General features: G+C 47.7%; 19 protein-coding genes and 1 riboswitch. Of the genes, 14 read left to right on the top strand and 5 right to left on the bottom strand.

Going from position 1 to position 16,342, the window contains the following annotated elements:
• Window positions 1–254 precede the first annotated feature (254 nt).
• Window positions 255–584 (top strand): DUF1904 family protein, encoded by a 330-nt coding sequence (locus HPY27_RS02745; RefSeq protein ID WP_017249390.1) that lies wholly within the window; start codon window positions 255–257, stop codon window positions 582–584.
• 49 nt (window positions 585–633) lie between these two features.
• On the opposite strand, the gene HPY27_RS02740 is transcribed toward HPY27_RS02745, so the two are convergent.
• Window positions 634–804, bottom strand: coding sequence for a hypothetical protein (locus tag HPY27_RS02740; protein WP_174224305.1), 171 nt, complete (start codon window positions 802–804; stop codon window positions 634–636).
• A gap of 15 nt (window positions 805–819) precedes the next feature.
• On the bottom strand, window positions 820–2,574 hold the full coding sequence (gene thiC / locus HPY27_RS02735; RefSeq protein WP_173622105.1) for a phosphomethylpyrimidine synthase ThiC: 1,755 nt from the start codon (window positions 2,572–2,574) through the stop codon (window positions 820–822).
• A gap of 152 nt (window positions 2,575–2,726) precedes the next feature.
• Window positions 2,727–2,839, bottom strand: a riboswitch (TPP riboswitch).
• Between the two features lie 249 nt (window positions 2,840–3,088).
• Between thiC and HPY27_RS02730 the strand changes: the two genes are divergently transcribed.
• Window positions 3,089–3,970, top strand: coding sequence for a cation diffusion facilitator family transporter (locus HPY27_RS02730; protein WP_017249387.1), 882 nt, complete (start codon window positions 3,089–3,091; stop codon window positions 3,968–3,970).
• Window positions 3,971–4,029: 59 nt separating this feature from the next.
• Here the strand turns inward: HPY27_RS02730 and ku are convergent, their stop codons facing one another.
• Together ku and HPY27_RS02720 are read right to left on the bottom strand one after the other, a co-directional pair.
• Window positions 4,030–4,989: a non-homologous end joining protein Ku gene (gene ku, locus HPY27_RS02725; RefSeq protein ID WP_173622104.1), complete on the bottom strand. Its 960-nt coding sequence runs from the start codon at window positions 4,987–4,989 to the stop codon at window positions 4,030–4,032.
• Between the two features lie 123 nt (window positions 4,990–5,112).
• Entirely contained in the window at window positions 5,113–5,256 is a 144-nt protein-coding gene (locus HPY27_RS02720) for a hypothetical protein (RefSeq protein WP_016743266.1), read from the bottom strand.
• 442 nt (window positions 5,257–5,698) lie between these two features.
• Between HPY27_RS02720 and rsmD the strand changes: the two genes are divergently transcribed.
• The gene (gene rsmD / locus HPY27_RS02715) at window positions 5,699–6,265 is read left to right on the top strand and encodes a 16S rRNA (guanine(966)-N(2))-methyltransferase RsmD (RefSeq protein WP_069849354.1); all 567 of its coding nucleotides are present in this window, start codon (window positions 5,699–5,701) and stop codon (window positions 6,263–6,265) included.
• Window positions 6,266–6,310: 45 nt separating this feature from the next.
• The gene (coaD, locus tag HPY27_RS02710) at window positions 6,311–6,790 is read left to right on the top strand and encodes a pantetheine-phosphate adenylyltransferase (protein WP_007728199.1); all 480 of its coding nucleotides are present in this window, start codon (window positions 6,311–6,313) and stop codon (window positions 6,788–6,790) included.
• A gap of 1 nt (window position 6,791) precedes the next feature.
• Here coaD and ylbJ read toward each other — a convergent pair whose 3' ends face one another.
• A complete protein-coding gene (gene ylbJ, locus HPY27_RS02705) occupies window positions 6,792–8,027 on the bottom strand; it encodes a sporulation integral membrane protein YlbJ (RefSeq protein ID WP_173622103.1) in 1,236 nt (411 codons plus the stop codon).
• A gap of 147 nt (window positions 8,028–8,174) precedes the next feature.
• On the opposite strand from ylbJ, the gene HPY27_RS02700 reads away from it, so the two are divergent.
• The 10 genes from HPY27_RS02700 (at window position 8,175) to plsX (ending at window position 16,337) form a co-directional block, all read left to right on the top strand.
• Window positions 8,175–8,969 (top strand): patatin-like phospholipase family protein, encoded by a 795-nt coding sequence (locus HPY27_RS02700; protein ID WP_017249383.1) that lies wholly within the window; start codon window positions 8,175–8,177, stop codon window positions 8,967–8,969.
• The gene (locus HPY27_RS02695; RefSeq protein ID WP_017249382.1) at window positions 8,966–10,033 is read left to right on the top strand and encodes a SepM family pheromone-processing serine protease; all 1,068 of its coding nucleotides are present in this window, start codon (window positions 8,966–8,968) and stop codon (window positions 10,031–10,033) included. The genes HPY27_RS02700 and HPY27_RS02695 overlap by 4 nt, the downstream gene beginning before the upstream one ends.
• Before the next feature lie 84 nt (window positions 10,034–10,117).
• Window positions 10,118–10,636 (top strand): YceD family protein, encoded by a 519-nt coding sequence (locus tag HPY27_RS02690; RefSeq protein ID WP_017249381.1) that lies wholly within the window; start codon window positions 10,118–10,120, stop codon window positions 10,634–10,636.
• A gap of 140 nt (window positions 10,637–10,776) precedes the next feature.
• Window positions 10,777–10,947, top strand: coding sequence for a 50S ribosomal protein L32 (rpmF, locus tag HPY27_RS02685; RefSeq protein ID WP_005834357.1), 171 nt, complete (start codon window positions 10,777–10,779; stop codon window positions 10,945–10,947).
• Between the two features lie 151 nt (window positions 10,948–11,098).
• Window positions 11,099–11,860, top strand: a complete 762-nt coding sequence (locus HPY27_RS02680) for a DeoR/GlpR family DNA-binding transcription regulator (RefSeq protein WP_017249380.1) — start codon at window positions 11,099–11,101, stop codon at window positions 11,858–11,860.
• A gap of 185 nt (window positions 11,861–12,045) precedes the next feature.
• Window positions 12,046–12,825, top strand: coding sequence for an ABC transporter permease (locus HPY27_RS02675; protein WP_174224304.1), 780 nt, complete (start codon window positions 12,046–12,048; stop codon window positions 12,823–12,825).
• A gap of 4 nt (window positions 12,826–12,829) precedes the next feature.
• Entirely contained in the window at window positions 12,830–13,618 is a 789-nt protein-coding gene (locus tag HPY27_RS02670; protein WP_017249378.1) for an ABC transporter permease, read from the top strand.
• Window positions 13,619–13,629: 11 nt separating this feature from the next.
• Window positions 13,630–14,598, top strand: coding sequence for an ABC transporter ATP-binding protein (locus HPY27_RS02665; RefSeq protein ID WP_017249377.1), 969 nt, complete (start codon window positions 13,630–13,632; stop codon window positions 14,596–14,598).
• Between the two features lie 121 nt (window positions 14,599–14,719).
• Window positions 14,720–15,316: a transcription factor FapR gene (gene fapR / locus HPY27_RS02660; RefSeq protein ID WP_017249376.1), complete on the top strand. Its 597-nt coding sequence runs from the start codon at window positions 14,720–14,722 to the stop codon at window positions 15,314–15,316.
• A gap of 13 nt (window positions 15,317–15,329) precedes the next feature.
• On the top strand, window positions 15,330–16,337 hold the full coding sequence (gene plsX / locus HPY27_RS02655; protein ID WP_017249375.1) for a phosphate acyltransferase PlsX: 1,008 nt from the start codon (window positions 15,330–15,332) through the stop codon (window positions 16,335–16,337).
• Window positions 16,338–16,342: the final 5 nt, after the last annotated feature.

Here is a 16,342-nt window from a genome sequence, read left to right as displayed (position 1 = left end):
AAGCTATACTACTTATATAAAGTAACTGATGGGTTAGCGGATTGGGCTGTATCTGGTTGAACTGCTTCCTCCTTCCGTGGTACGTCCACCACACCTCATGGGAAGGGAGCTGTTCTCTGATATGGCCCTTTTTGTGTCTAACTCGGGTTGGGAATGTTTGTTGTTCACTTTCTTTAATCCTTTTTTCATTGATATACAATTAGAGACTTGTTTATAATGACTGTGCGAACTCATTTACGAAAGAAGGAATTGACTTGCCGTTTCTTCGGTTTAAAGGCTTTGCGAAGCAAGACATAGAGCCCATTTCTCAGATTCTTATAGAAGAGTTTTCTAAAATTGCTGAGGTAGCTCAGGAAAAGGTGAAATTGGAGCTGCTTCAGGTAGAGCAATTGACGAATAGTCCTTTGTCTGTAGAGATCATGATGTTTCCCCGTGAACAAAAGCAACATGATGCGATTGCTAGTGCCATACACGGCATTTTGAAGAAGCAAGGCTTTCTGCATATCCATATTTTCTTCATTCTGCTATCGCCCACTCTCTATTATAAAGAAGGACTTCCGTTGCAAGTTGGAATGACGAAATAAGCAAGAAAAAAGGTCGAGATCCTCCAAAAGGGATTTCGACCTTTTTCTATTAATAATAGAGGCTATCGGTTTGCAGGCACTTGGAGCATGTTCGCGTAAGTGGACTCTCGATATAGACGTGGCTGCAGTCCTGTTGAATCAGCCGCAATTGCTGTTTAGATTGCTCTAGCTCAGCCTCTAGTCGAATGATCTTTTCGCGTAAACGACTGGCTTCCTCCATAGGCATCCCCCTTCATTACGACTGGTACAAGCGGCTTCCCTGTTCGCGGAACTCACGCGATTTTTCCTGCATTCCGGAAAGAATGGCGGGATCTTGGGCAGCCCCTTGTTCATTGGCGATGTGACGAATGTCGTGCGATATTTTCATGCTGCAAAATTTAGGTCCGCACATGGAACAAAAATGGGCGGATTTGGCGGCTTCTGCTGGTAACGTTTCGTCGTGATATTCACGGGCGCGCTCTGGGTCCAGAGACAAATTGAATTGATCGTTCCAGCGAAAATCAAAGCGAGCTTTGGATAAGGCGTCGTCTCGCAGTTTTGCCCGCGGATGTCCTTTTGCGAGATCAGCGGCATGCGCTGCGATTTTGTATGCGATTAAACCGTTGCGTACATCCTCTTTATTGGGTAGGCCGAGGTGCTCCTTGGGCGTTACGTAGCAGAGCATCGCTGTTCCGAACCATCCAATCATGGCGGCGCCAATCGCTGAAGTAATGTGATCATAGCCGGGAGCGATGTCGGTCGTGAGTGGCCCAAGCGTGTAAAAAGGAGCCTCATGGCAAATGGATAACTGTTTATCCATATTTTCGCGAATGAGATGCATGGGGACGTGACCAGGACCTTCAATCATGACTTGTACGTCGTGTTCCCACGCAATTTTTGTGAGTTCTCCCAATGTTTCAAGCTCCGCGAACTGGGCCTCGTCATTCGCATCCGCGATGGAGCCAGGACGTAGTCCATCTCCGAGCGATACACAAATGTCATAGGCCTTCAGAATTTCGCAAATTTCAGCAAAATGCGTATACAAAAAGTTTTCTTCATGATGGGCCAGGCACCATGCGGCTAAAATCGATCCACCGCGAGAGACGATACCTGTAACACGGTTAGCTGTCATAGGAATGTAGCGCAATAGAACACCAGCATGAATCGTGAAGTAATCGACGCCTTGTTCTGCTTGCTCAATCAAGGTGTCTCGGTATACCTCCCATGTCAAATCCTCGGCTTTCCCATTTACTTTTTCAAGTGCTTGATAAATCGGGACAGTACCGACTGGAACAGGACTATTGCGGATAATCCACTCCCGCGTGGTGTGTATATGTTTTCCCGTCGAGAGGTCCATGATGGTGTCCGCACCCCAACGGACCGACCAAATCATTTTTTCGACTTCTTCTTCCATCGAAGAGCTGACAGCTGACGTTCCGATGTTGGCATTGATTTTGACATGAAAGTTACGGCCAATGATCATCGGCTCGCTTTCAGGATGATTGACGTTAGAAGGGAGGATCGCACGTCCAGCGGCGATTTCTGCCCGTACAAATTCAGGGGAGACTCCCTCGCGAATGGCAACGTATTCCATTTCCGGTGTGATGATATTTTTTCGGGCATAATGAAGCTGGGTAACATTTTTTCCTGACTTTGCCCGTTTTGGTTTGTAGCCCTCTCGAGGGAAAGTGGGGAGGGTGGCTGCCTTTGCTTCGTTTCGGATGCCGTCGTCGACTAGTTGTGGTTCGCGACCGACATACGTTTCCGCATCATTTCGCTCATCGATCCACTCGTGGCGGATGGAGGGCAGTCCTACTTGAATGTCAGGAACGTAACCCGTTGCGGTGTACTCGCCACTCGTATCGTACACGCGAAGAGGGGGATTGGGTGTGGAGCCAGACAATCCTTCGGTAGGATGAAGGGAAATCTCGCGCATCGGGACGCGGATGTCCGCACGACTACCTGTTTCGTATACTTTGCGACTGCCTGGAAAAGAAGACACCAATGACATAAGAAAAACCTCCTTGATTTGGTTGCACGAAAGCGAGAACCGTTTAGGGAGGCGAAAGAAACTGCCCGCGAAAAAGCGCCGCATAAAACAATATGCGACGCCAACGCGAGAGTAGAGAAGAAACGGGTATCCTAAAAAGATACACGCATCTTTTCGTGTCGTATATGACATTCCTCCGCTGGCATTACCCAGTTCAGGTTCAACGGTCGATGGCACAGTACCATCCTCTCAGCCTGGTGATTTCCAAGCTCCCGTGCTTTTTTGTATTTTGGATTGCAAGAATAGGATAACGGGAAGTCCATTTAATTTCAAGGAAAATTTTCCAACGAAAAAATTGCGGGTGTGCAACACATTTTCCTCCCCCCTATTCTCATGAATCGGACTAAAACTGTTTCTGTAGACCCACATGAATCCTATCTGTTACGATGAAGTTCGAAAAAAAGTAACTGCTTCCAGCGCTTTGATTTTCCGCGTTGTCGAAGCAGGCTGGAGAAGTATTTTGAGGTGATGAGGTATGGATGTCTATTCGGATCTAAAACAAGGAGAACGTGGAGCGTGGGTGAGTATTTTCGCCTACATATTTTGCTCTGTATTAAAAATAGGAGTTGCGTATGTCACTGCGTCAGAAGCTTTAATGGCCGACGGTCTTAACAACTCAACGGATGTCGTCGCATCGATTGCTGTTTTGATCGGGCTGCGAATTGCAAGGAAACCACCTGATAAAGATCACCCGTATGGTCATTTTCGGGCGGAGACGATTTCAGCACTTGTCGCATCATTTATTATGCTATTTGTCGGAGTTCAAGTCGTTACGAATGCCGTACCATCCTTGTTGGACCCACATCATACGGCTCCTAACCTGTTGGCAGGGTGGACAGCACTTGCGACTGCAGTCATAATGCTTGGCGTTTATCGCTACAATAAAAAGCTCGCCATCAAAACAAACAGCCAAGCACTAAATGCAGCGGCAGCTGACAACCGTTCAGACGCATTCGTCAGTATCGGGACGTTTATCGGGGTAGCTGGCGCACAATTTCAATTGCACTGGCTCGATCCTTTAGCTGCTTTTGTTGTTGGTCTCATCATCTTGAAAACTGCTTGGGACATTTTCAGGGAAGCAACTCACCGTTTGACAGATGGCTTTGACGAGAGCGAGCTTGCGGACCTGCGGGCTACCATTTCCTCGATTTCGGGAGTTAAGGATATCAGTGACATCAAAGCCCGCTACCACGGAAGCAGCGTGCTGGTTGATGTTGTCATCCATGTAGATCCAGGTCTGAATGTGGTGGAGAGCCACACCATCACCGAGAAAATTGAAGAACAGATGCGCAAGATTCACCGCATTAACGCTGTTCATATCCATATTGAACCATGCAGGAAGATGGCGCCAAGCTAGATGTCTATATGTGAATACAAAAAAACCTGTCCAGAGTGGGCAGGTTTTTTATGTGCAGATTAAACAGGGGTTGCCTTCTTTTTGCGCAGTGTTTTGGTTGTAGAAGTAGTCGTTTTCTTTTTTTGACTGGTTGCGGTCTCCTTTTTCGATGCTTGCTCTTTTTCGGACGAGGAGGCAGCGGTGGTGCGTTTTCGCGCAGGCTTTGACGGAGTCGGTTCAGGCTCGATTTTGATGGGTATTGCGGCTTGACCAGCTGTAGACTCCAAGCTTTCTTTTAGGGCCTGCATGAGATCAATTACATTGGTTCTTGCAACGGTAGGTGCAGTAGCGATCTCCTGACCCTCCAGTTTTTTCTCAATCAGTTTTTGTAGGTCAGATCGATATTCATCCGTATATTTTGCCGGATCAAAAGGGATCGTCATATTGCTAATGAGCTCAGTTGCCATCTTTAGTTCGTTTTCGGCCAATGGAACGGTGGCTTCTGGCAAGGCAGGCACTTGACTGACGGGACGTACTTCATCTGGATAGAAGATCGTCTCCAGCATGATGCAATGCTCATACAGTCGGATAACGGCCAGGCTTTGCCGATTGCGCATCGTCACCTGTGCAACGCCGATCTTGCCTGTCTGTTCCATGGCGGAGCGCAACAGGGCGTATGCTTTTTCACCAGTGTCTTGTGGGGATAGGAAATAGCTTTTATGAAAATAAACGGGATCGATCTCCGACAAGTCTACGAAGTCGAGTATTTCAATGGCTCGGCGTGTTTCTGGCGTAATGGCTTCCAGATCCTCATCGTCAATCATGACAAAATGTCCTTTTTCATATTCGAAGCCACGGACGATTTCGCTCGTATCGACCTCGCGCTGGCAGTGCGGGCACATTTTCGTGTACTTGATCGGGGTATTGCACTCTTTATGCAGTTGGCGAAAGCGAATATCGCGCTCTTCGGTTGCAGTAAACATGCGGACAGGTATATTGACAAGGCCGAAGCTGATCGAGCCCTTCCACACCGTATGCATGCGGATACCTCCTTCACAGCTATTTTTGAATAGTATCTGTAACCGCATAGAAGAAGTGCCGAGGGAATTGAAGGTGGAAAAGTAAAAAGCCAGCCGATTTGATACGGCTGACTTCTTGTATAGCTACTGCCCATGCTTGACGATGTCCGATTGATCTGCACGCGATTGCATGTCTCGCGCCAGCTCGACATCTTTGCCAGTACGGTCCGCAATGGATTGGGCTTTGGACGCCTTCAACTTTTGTGCAGACGGTCGTTTTTCTGCCATGAACGACTCACTCCTTTCAGGCAATCTACATGTAGGGGGTGTTTCAGGTACATGTAGTATGCGCTGCACACAAAAAAATACCCCATCGCCAAATGACGAGGGGCAGCCGTTCAACTCCTCCCGATGAAGGGAGCGATGGCACGAAATGCTCCTATCAGACACGTCGTGCGCCAAAGTGAACAGCCTTTCAATTATGGGAGAGGAGAAACCGGAGGAAGAGCTTATGGGGAAACGTAAGTCTTCTCCGCGGTTGTCAGCGACACCGTTGCGTCGCTATTCAACATCTTTTCCAATCGAATGGGGTTGTATACCTTTCTTGTACATAAATTTTTCCAGTTGCTAATTTTACGGGTGTATGCAGTTGTGATAGTATGATATCATTCTCAGTCTTAGAAAATCGCGTCATACAACATACATAGGAAAGCAGACAGGTGAAATGAGTATGCGAGTCATCGCTGGAGAACACAGAGGAAGACGGTTGGCAGCAGTTCCGGGGAAAGGAACGAGACCGACAACCGATAAAGTCAAAGAATCGATTTTTAATATGATTGGTCCGTATTTCGATGGCGGATGGGCATTGGACCTATACGCAGGAACAGGTGGTCTCGGAATCGAGGCATTGAGTAGGGGAGCGGATCGAGCTGTTTTTGTGGAGCGAGATCAAAAAGCATTTGCTGTAGTAAAACAAAACGTCAGCACTTGCAGGCTGGACGATTATGCAGAACTATATCGGATGGATGCGGACCGCGCCATTCGCACACTGAGTACGCGCAATCAAAAATTTGATCTCGTCTTTTTAGACCCGCCATACGCCCAGCAGAAAATTGTCGAAGAAATTGAGATGTTGCAGGAGCTGGGAATGTTAGCGGATGGAGCGTGGATCGTGACTGAGCATGATATCGCAGACTCCTTTCCAGATGCGATTGGTCATTGTGTGAAGGACCGAGCGGCTAAGTATGGGGATACGGCCGTTACCGTGTATTATTACGATTTGGAGCCACAAGCCTAACTTTCAATCAAGGTGCAAAAGAGCACTAAGGGAGGATTACCCGCTATGGCAATCGCCGTATGTTCAGGAAGCTTCGACCCTGTTACTTATGGGCATCTCGACATTATTGCGCGGGGTGCCAACGTTTTTGATAAGGTCATTGTTGCCGTCTTAATCAATTCGAAGAAAAACTCATTGTTCAGCGTAGAAGAGCGCGTCGATTTGCTTCGTCAAGCAACGGCTGACATGAAAAATGTAGAAGTGGACTCTTTTGACGGCTTGTTAATTGACTATATGAACAAAAAGGGCGCACAGGTGATCATTCGTGGCCTTCGTGCTGTTTCTGATTTTGAATATGAGATGCAAGTCGCCTCGATTAATAAAAAGCTCGATGAAAATATTGAAACGTTTTTCATGATGACGAACAATCAATATTCGTACTTGAGCTCAAGTATTGTGAAAGAAGTTGCGAAATACAAGGCGAGTGTCGCCGATTTGGTGCCGCCAGTCGTAGAAGAGGCACTAAAGCGAAAAATGGCCGAGTAGATTATCGCGTCGTCTTGCTGCGGTTCATGCGCGAAAGAGTCAGACTGGTACACAACAGAATGGCACCGACGCCGATGGCGATTCCCCCTGATAGGAGCAGGGTCTCCCACCAGCTCGTCGCCGGAATCTCGGATTTGGCATGTACAAATACAGGGACGGCTTTCTCGATGAACCAGGAACTGACTGTGGCAAGAGGTCCCCAAAAGACAAAGGTCAAAATCGCAGCTAGCAAAGCGTGCAGCGCTCTGGCAATCAAGTAAGGGGCGACGCGAATATCCGTTTCACTCAAGATACTCGCGACCTGCGCGTGAACACTCAAACCGCCCCAGGACAATACAGCACTGGCAATCGCTGCTTTCCAGACCAAGGAAACTTCATCAGGCACAATGCTCGCAGCCTGTGCGCCGAGGGTTACTTCGAACAAACCAGCCACGATTGCTTGGGAAAAGGCTGGTGGAAAACCAAAGGGACCGAGAATGATTGAGAGAAGCGTACTGATGATCTGTGTCAGATGAATCGTGGAGAATAGTTGAATTAAGACCGAAAAAACAATGACGAAGCCACCAATCATGAGCAATGTATTCAGGGCGGATTGCACCGCTTCTCCCATTAATTTTCCGAACGGACGCCCATCACGGATACGTGCCCGATGCATCGCTTGTAGGGCGCGTAAAGGAAGAGGTAGTGAATTTTTCTCTAATGGGGCTGACGTAATGGCAAAAGGCGCATGAAAACGATAAATCACGCCCATGAGTACAGCTGACAAATAATGAGTCAGAGCTAAAATGATACCCATTTGCTCACTGTGGAAGAAGCCGATTGCCACTGCTCCCATGACGAATAAGGGATCTCCCGTCGTTGTAAAAGATACGAGACGTTCACCCTCAGCCTTCGTCACATTGCCTTGCAGACGCAGGCGAGTTGTCAGCTTTGCGGCTACCGGATATCCGGATGAGAAGCCCATAGCCAGTACGAACCCGCCAGTGCCCGGAACGTTAAACAGTGGGCGCATTAATGGCTCCAGTAACACACCGACGAAATGAACGACGCCCAGACCCATCAACACCTCAGACAGCACAATAAAGGGAAGCGTAGAGGGGAAAACTACCTCCCACCATATTTTCAGACCGCGTACGGCAGCTTCAAAAGAAATCTGCGAGTAAGCAATCAACGAAATAACAATGAAAACTGTCGAGAGGGCGAGCAACAAAGTAAGTACTGGTGAGTGGCGTGACATGGATTCCTCCTGAATCGAAGAAAAGTAGTAGTACATGTCTACGTGGCTGGCGGGAGAACTATGCGTAAGCTTGGTCGACGAATATCTCCCAAGTGTGAAAGGTACAGCGATTTACCACATAGGCTGGTTACAGGGAGGGGTTTTTCCATGCAGACAAAGCGTAAACCAATCGTGGGTGTAGCCCTGGGTTCTGGGGGCGCTCGCGGTTTTGCACATATTGGTGTATTGAATGCGTTAGAAGCACATGGCATCCAGATTGACATGCTGGCTGGCTCCAGTATGGGCAGTCTGATTGGGGCTGTCTATGCCAACGGAATTGAACCGCATATGATGGGAAAGCTTGCCCTTAATTTAAAACGCAAGCATTGGCTCGATTTGACTGTACCCAGCATGGGCTTTGTTACGGGGGAGAAGATCAAGCAATTAATTCGCCTGCTAACGCACGGAAAGCGCTTGGAAGAGCTGAACAAACCGCTTGCCATTGTGGCGACGGATATTGAATCAGGAGAACGAGTCGTATTTCGTGAAGGTCCAATTGATCAAGCGGTGAGGGCAAGCATATCGATTCCAGGCATCTTCGTACCTGAAAAGGTAGGGGGACGGCTTTTAGTCGACGGAGGAGTTATTGATCGTGTGCCCGTAACGGTGCTGCGTGAAATGGGTGCCGATATCGTGATTGCGGTAGATGTCGCCCAATTCGATACCCGGACGGAGGTCAAAAGTATCTTTGATGTGATTGCCCAGACGATTGATGTGATGGAAAGGGAAATTCTGCGACATCGAATCATTGCGGCAGACATCGTAATCAGGCCGGATGTTGGACACTATAGCAGTATCGCGTACACAGGTGTCGAAGAAATTATCGAGTTAGGTGAACGTGCGGGTACTGACCATATCGAACGCATTCAGGAACTAATTGCAGATTGGGAGGCACAGGAATGAGTGAGGAACAGCTTTATGCCAATAGACGCAGATCTACAGGAACCAGAGGCTTTAGCTGGATACTTGCCTTGGTTTTTGTCTTGTTGGGTATTTCTTTTTTTGTACCGACGAATTATTACGTGAGTCGTCCGGGTTCAGCGATTGAGTTGGGGCCGATGATTCAAGTGGAAGGCGGCAAGAAAGACGAGACTGGCTCCTTTATGCTCACGACGGTCAGAATGGGCGAAGCGAATTTGCCGTGGTATTGGTATGCAAAAATGGCGCAGGATGTTGAGTTGATGCCCAAGGAGCTGGTGGTCAGCAAGGGCGAGAACAGCGAAGATTTTATCCGTAGAGAACAAGCGATCATGGACAATTCACAAAAAATTGCGGAGGCAGTCGCGTTCCGTCTTGCCGGTTTTGAAGTGAAAATCGAGAAGCAGGGTGTGTGGGTGATGGGTACTCTAGAAGGGTTCCCTGCCTATAAAGCATTGCGAATTGGTGATGTCATTACGTATGTTGACGGGGTTCGCACGTCTGAGGCAAAAGATTTGCTGACAGCCCTCTCTGCAAAAAAAGCAGGGGATCAAGTCGAAATTACGTACACAAGAGATGGACAAGAGGCCAAAACGATGTTAACCTTGGAACCACTACCTGAATCCAAGTCAGTTGGAATTGGTGTACGCCCTGACAACAAACAGGAAATCATCATACCGAAAGAAGTAACCATTGCCTCTCAAGGGATTGGTGGTCCTTCTGCGGGATTAATGATGACACTGGAGATTTATGACCAGTTAAATACGGAGACGGATTTGACAAAAGGCTATAAAATTGCAGGAACAGGCACGATTTCGTTAGACGGAAAAGTAGGCAGGATCGGTGGCATTAATCAAAAGGTAATCGCAGCGGACAAAGCGGGCGCAGAGATCTTCTTTGCTCCGCAGGATACGCCAGATACGAACTCCAATTACGAGGAGGCGTTAGCGACTGCCAAGCGGATTGGAACTTCAATGAAAGTGGTTCCAGTCAAGACGGTAGAAGAAGCGATTACGTACTTGAATGGACAAAAACCGAAATCTACCTGAGCAAACTAGCTGTCAAGCAAAAATGGTTGACAAAGCTTTGGGCAGGGTCTATAATCATCTTTGTTGTGCATGAGGTGAAATGCTATGAACATTAAGTTAGCAGAGTTAGAGCACCGAAAAGGAGAGCCGTTGCCATTCCAGTTAACTCTGGATGCAGATGAGCTGAAGAAGCGCCATCATGAGGTTCGTGGGATTACTCCTGTAAATGCGAGTGGTGAAGCCGTACAGCTGGGCAATCTCTATTACGTAAAAGGAAGCATGAAGGCAGATGTGAATTTTGTCTGCGCGAGATGTTTGAATCCTTTTGTCGATCAGGCAACAGTAGATTTCTCTGAGACATTTGCGCTTGCGGATGATCCGATCCTGCAAGATGACGAGGACAGCGATATCCTTCCTCTGGAAGGCGATGAAATTGAGCTGGACTCGCTGCTGCAAGAGGATTTCTTACTGGCAATGCCGACCTTCCCGCTTTGCGAGGAAGATTGCAAAGGTCTGTGCCCGACTTGCGGTGTGAACCGTAATGAAGTGGCATGCAGCTGCAAGAATGAGCGTGTTGACCCGCGATTGGCTGGGTTGGCTGACTTTTTCAAAGACAGCAAATAAGTTTTCTTACTGTATTCAAGATGATTCGCCGACCATTCGTGGCAGCGTCTCATTTTTGAAGGATGGCATAAGCATTTTGCCTATACTGTCCACCCAATAGAGCTTCTTAGCATTTGTCAGTTGAAGGAGGTGTAAGGAAGATGGCAGTACCTCAACGGAGAACTTCCAAAACCCGTAAAAGAATGCGTCGTACGCACTTCAAATTAGAGATTCCAGGCATGATCAAATGCGATAATTGCAGCGAATACAAGCTTGCGCATCGTGTTTGCCCAAGCTGCGGTCACTACAAAGGCGTGAAAGTAGCGAAGTAATATTCGCTGCTAAGAAAGCAAGGTGAGAAATCGCCTTGCTTTTTTTGTTTCTTTCTATTGCTTATGATTACTTACAAACACTTATTATCACTTGCGAAATTCGCTTAAATGACTTATAATAAAGGCAGGATAAGGATGGGGTTGAGGCTTCGTGTTTCAAGAGGAGAGGCTCGCTGCAATTCTTGCGTATTTGCAGGAGCACCAGCGAATCAGTGTGCAAGAGGTAGTTGAGCAGTTTGGGGTTTCCCGTGACACAGCGAGGCGTGACATCGTCAAGCTGGAGGAGCAGGGTCAAATCCTGCGAACTAGGGGAGGAGCAGTATTGCCCAGCCTCAACAAAAAGAACTACTCCCATCAGGAACGAATGCAGCTTGATTTGACAGGAAAGCGCAGTATTGCAGCAGCAGCGGCCCGTCTGATCAAAGATGGAGATTATTTGCTGCTCGATGCTTCCACAACCGTTCAGCTCACAGTGGAATCCTTGCAGACTCGCGATCATGTCATCATCACGAATTCATTAGCGACTGCCTCCAGTATGTCCCGAAAAGAAGGCGTTCTTGTCAAGCTTTTGGGCGGAGACGTACATGCAGAGGATCAATGTGTCCTCGGTACACGCGTGATTCAAAACCTTGCTGATTTTCATGTCGACAAAGTACTGGTTGGTGCATGCGGTCTTACAAAGGAAGGGCTCATGTCTACGCAGGAAGATCACGGCTTTCTGATCAAAGAAATGATCAAGCGCGCCGATCAAGTGATCATCCTCACTGACCATACCAAGTTTGGAAAAAGCATGCTGTATCGCGTTGCCGGTTTTGATCAGATCGATATTATCGTGACCGATAAGCTGCCTGAAAAGGAAATGGTTGAAGCTTTGCACGCTAACGATGTAGAGGTGATTGTAGCTTCCACATGAAGCTATTGATCCATAAAAAAGAGGATAAGTTCTATTTGGCTGGCGTGAATGGGTGACCAGCGTGACAGCAAATGGATTTATCGAAAGAGAGTCCTTCAAATGGGAAGGGCTCTTTCTTTTTTTCTTGCATTTGTATACGGCCCTTGCTATTCTAGTAATCCTGACTTTTCCAAGAGGAGGGTTCTATGGTCTATTGGCGGATTATTCGCAAGAGCTATCGTCGAAATCTTCAGTATCGTTTATCGCATGTCATCAACAATGTCGCAAGCTCGATTTTTGGGCTTGTTTTTATTGCCATTTGGACGGGTGTCTTTTCTGGAAAACAAGTATATGGCCCATATGATGTCAAAACGATGGGGTATTATATTGCGATTTGCCAGAGTGTTCTCTGGATGACAACCTTTATGTCGCCGGGTCTGAACGTCCAAATAGCGGTAAGAAGCGGGGCTGTTAGCCTGGATATGATCAAGCCTGTTCATTATCTTTGGTACATGCTAAGTCAGGAGTTTGGACGACTATTGTACAACGCTTGCTACCGAAGTGTTCCGATCGGCTTGCTGCTAGGATTAGCGGTAGGCTTCTTTTTTCCCTCCGATCCGTTCACTTACTTCTGGTTTATCCTCTCGCTACTGTTAGGAACTTACGTAGGTATGTTGCTCTTTTATCTCGCGGGCATTTCCTCCTTCTGGACGACAGAAATACGCTGGGTACACCTAATCCTTTTGTCATTGATCTTTGGGTTAGGTGGACAAATGATTCCGATAGACTTGATGCCTGGGATGATTGGAGAGGTAGCACCTTATTTGCCCTTTTCCGCGATGATTTATTATCCAGTCATGACCTTGCTAGAGCTTGCGCCTCCTTATGGCATGCTCGTACAAGCTGGTTGGGCGCTCGTTTTAACGGCAGTTGCTTTATTGGTGACGAACATGGCAAGAAGAAAGCTAGAAATTCAAGGAGGATAACGATATGTTTGCCCTCTATCGCAAACTGATTGCGGCCAGCATTCGCTCGCAAATGCAATACAAGATAAATTTTGTCACGAGCGCTGCCACGACCGGAATGATTATGGTGCTTGATTTTATTATTCTCTCTGCGATTTTGTACCGATTTCACGATGTGGTCGGGTGGAATATATACGAGGTTGGGATGCTTTACGGGATTTCCTCGGCATCTGTCTCCTTGTATCGACTGTTTGCCCCGGAAATCAACGACTTTGAGAAGTACATCGTGCAAGGAGAGCTCGATCAATTGCTCATCCGACCTGTTTCACCTTTGCTTCTGCTATTGACACGCAATCTTGATTTGTCGAGAGTGGGAGGAGTGGTGCAAGGGATGTCTGTTTTGGTCGTCTCATTGTCGGGACTTGCGGCGGAAGGGAAATCGATCATGGGGTTGGTGTTATTCTCGCCGATTGCCATTTTGTCTGGCGGAGTCATCTATTTTTCCATTGGACTTGCTACGGCTGGGGTCGCATTTTGGACGCATCAGATGAAAGACATGCTGACCTTTACCATTTATGCGCCAGCCAATGCTTCCAATTATCCGATCGGGCTATATCCAAACTGGCTCAAATGGCTGTTTTTCTCAGCGATTCCGATCGCATATATGAATTATTTGCCAATGTTGACGCTGTTGGGCAAAGGGGGCGAATGGTTTTATCCGATACTCACCCCGGTAGCTGCAGCGATTGCTTTTTATTTCGCTCGTATGCTGTGGAATGTCGGGATTCGACACTACCATAGTACAGGGAGCTAAGGAGGGGTAACATGATTGAAGCAAAGCACATCGAAAAATCATTTTTCCTGACAAAAGCGAAAGAGGGGCGCTTTGCTTCTCTACGAACACTCTTTTCTCGTGAACAAAGGGAGGTCAAAGCTGTCCACGATATCTCTTTTTCCATTGACAGAGGCGAGTTCGTTGGATATATCGGGCCGAATGGCGCAGGAAAATCGACGACAATCAAAATGCTCGCAGGAATTCTACATCCCAGTCAGGGGGAAATACGAATTGGCGGATATAGTCCGCAGCGGGAACGAATTCAAGTAGCCTCACAAATCGGTGTGGTGTTCGGGCAGCGAACACAGCTGTGGTGGGATTTGCCAGTCAGAGATTCCTTCGAAATTTTGCAAGCGATGTACAAAATTAACGACAAGGCATATCGGCGATCGATGGAGGCGTATCAGGAACTGCTGGATCTCCATGAATTCCTGGATACGCCAGTGCGTAAGCTGTCATTGGGTCAGAGGATGAGAGCTGATTTAGCGGCGGCACTGCTGCATGATCCGCCTGTCCTGTTTTTAGACGAGCCTACGATTGGGTTGGATGTGGTCGCGAAGACTCGCATCAGAGCGTTTTTGAAAGAAGTGAATCAGACCCAGAAGAAGACGATTCTATTGACGACGCATGATATGGACGATATTGAGCAACTCTGCAACCGGATCATTGTGATCAATCATGGCAAAAAGATGATGGATACGAGCTTGGTCGATTTGCGACGTCAGATAGGGCTGCCAAGCCTCATTCGAATCGAATTTCGACAACCGCCCGAAAAGCTTTACGACCTAGAGGGAATCGAGCGGATGGAGCTAGCAGAGAATGTACTTTCGATTTACTTCGACAAAGGAAAAATTTCTTCCCCGCGAATCCTTGCCGAAGTAGCGGGCTGGGGTGAGCCGCTGGATATTCAGATGAAAGAACCGGGGATTGAGGAGATCATTCGGCTCATTTATCGTTAGGGACGGCTACCTAATTTCGCGAAGGATACTTGTAATTCCACATCTTCTCCCTTATACTGTGTTTTGGTACCAGGTATTAAAAACAGATCGCAATCATACATAGTACAATTGAATCCTGCTTATGGGGGTGTTCGGCATCGCCCGCTTGCCAAAAAAAGATCGCCAGTCCCGCTTGGTGCAGTATCTGGCGGATAATCCATTTGCGACGGACGAAGATCTGGCTGAGTTATTTCATGTCAGTATTCAAACCATACGTTTAGACCGTCTGGAATTAGGAATACCGGAGCTGCGTGAACGTATCAAGACAGTCGCAGAGAAAAGTCTTGATCCTGTAAAATCATTGGGTGTCGATGAAGTCATCGGTGAAATTGTTGATCTACAGCTCGATTCACAGGCTATTTCCGTATTGGAAATCAAAGAAGAACACGTTTTTTCGAAAACACAAATTGCCAGAGGGCATTATATATTTGCTCAGGCCAACTCATTGGCAGTAGCAGTAATTAACGCAGACGTAGCGTTGACAGCTACGGCGAGAATCCGCTTTGTGCGTCCTGTACGAATAGGGGAAAAGCTGGTGGCCAAAGCAGTGGTAAGGAGCCGAGACGGCGACGAATGCAAGGTGCGTGTAGAGACAAAGGTCCAAGGTGAATTGGTCTTTACCGCAACCTTCCGTGTAGTTGAAATGTCGAGCTACCATAACAGCATGGATGAGGAGTAAGGAGGAGTCACGGTTGCGAATTGCAGTGGATGCGATGGGCGGCGATCACGCACCGAAGAGTACCGTATTAGGGGCGCTTGCTGCCATCAAGGAAAACCCAGCCATTACAGTTGTATTGGTGGGAGATGAACAGGCTATTCGGAACCACTTGCCGCAGGATATTCCGGCAAACATCGAAATCGTTCCTGCAGCGGAAGTGATTTTGCCAGATGATGAACCGGTTCGAGCTGTCCGGCGTAAGAAAAATTCTTCGCTGGTCGTAGCTGTTGAGATGGCGCGCGAGAAAAAAGTCGACGCGATGATCTCGGCTGGGAATACGGGCGCTTTAATGACAGCAGGCTTGCTGTACGCTGGTCGCATGGATGGAATCGAGCGCCCTGCGCTTTGTGCCTATATCCCGAATACAAAAGGCCGAGTAACACTGACGCTAGACGTCGGAGCCAATATGGATGCCAAGCCACATCAACTTGTACAATACGCGGTGATGGGGAGCTTGTATGCTGAAAAAGTGTTGGGCTTCGAGCGGCCGACAGTAGGCTTGCTGAATGTCGGGACGGAAGAAGGAAAAGGGAACGAATTAACGAAAGCTGTTTTTCCACTCCTTCAAGAAGCTGACTTGAACTTTGTAGGAAATGTGGAAGCGCGCGATGTTATGCAAGGAGCCTGTGATGTGCTCGTATGCGACGGCTTTGTAGGAAATGTTTTGTTAAAGGCCGTAGAGGGTGCTGCCTCCACAATCTTTTCGCAGTTGAAGCAGGAGTTTACTTCCAGCCTGATTAATAAGCTAGGAGCGGCCATTCTGAAACCTGGATTGGTTCGCTTTAAAAAGAAAATGGATTATGCGGAATACGGTGGTGCTCCCTTGCTGGGATTGAAATCCCCTGTGATCAAGGCCCACGGTTCCTCAAATGAACGTGCGATGAAAAACGCGATTGTTAGTGCTACGCGATTTATTCAGCAGGACGTGAACGAGGTTATCCAGCAATCATTACAGAAAAATACTTTGGGAGAAAGCGAGTGAGGCAG

This window comes from Brevibacillus sp. HB1.1, assembly GCF_013332445.1.
Classification (GTDB): Bacteria; Bacillota; Bacilli; order Brevibacillales; family Brevibacillaceae; genus Brevibacillus; species Brevibacillus porteri.
This window is presented reverse-complemented; position numbering and strand designations above follow the sequence as displayed.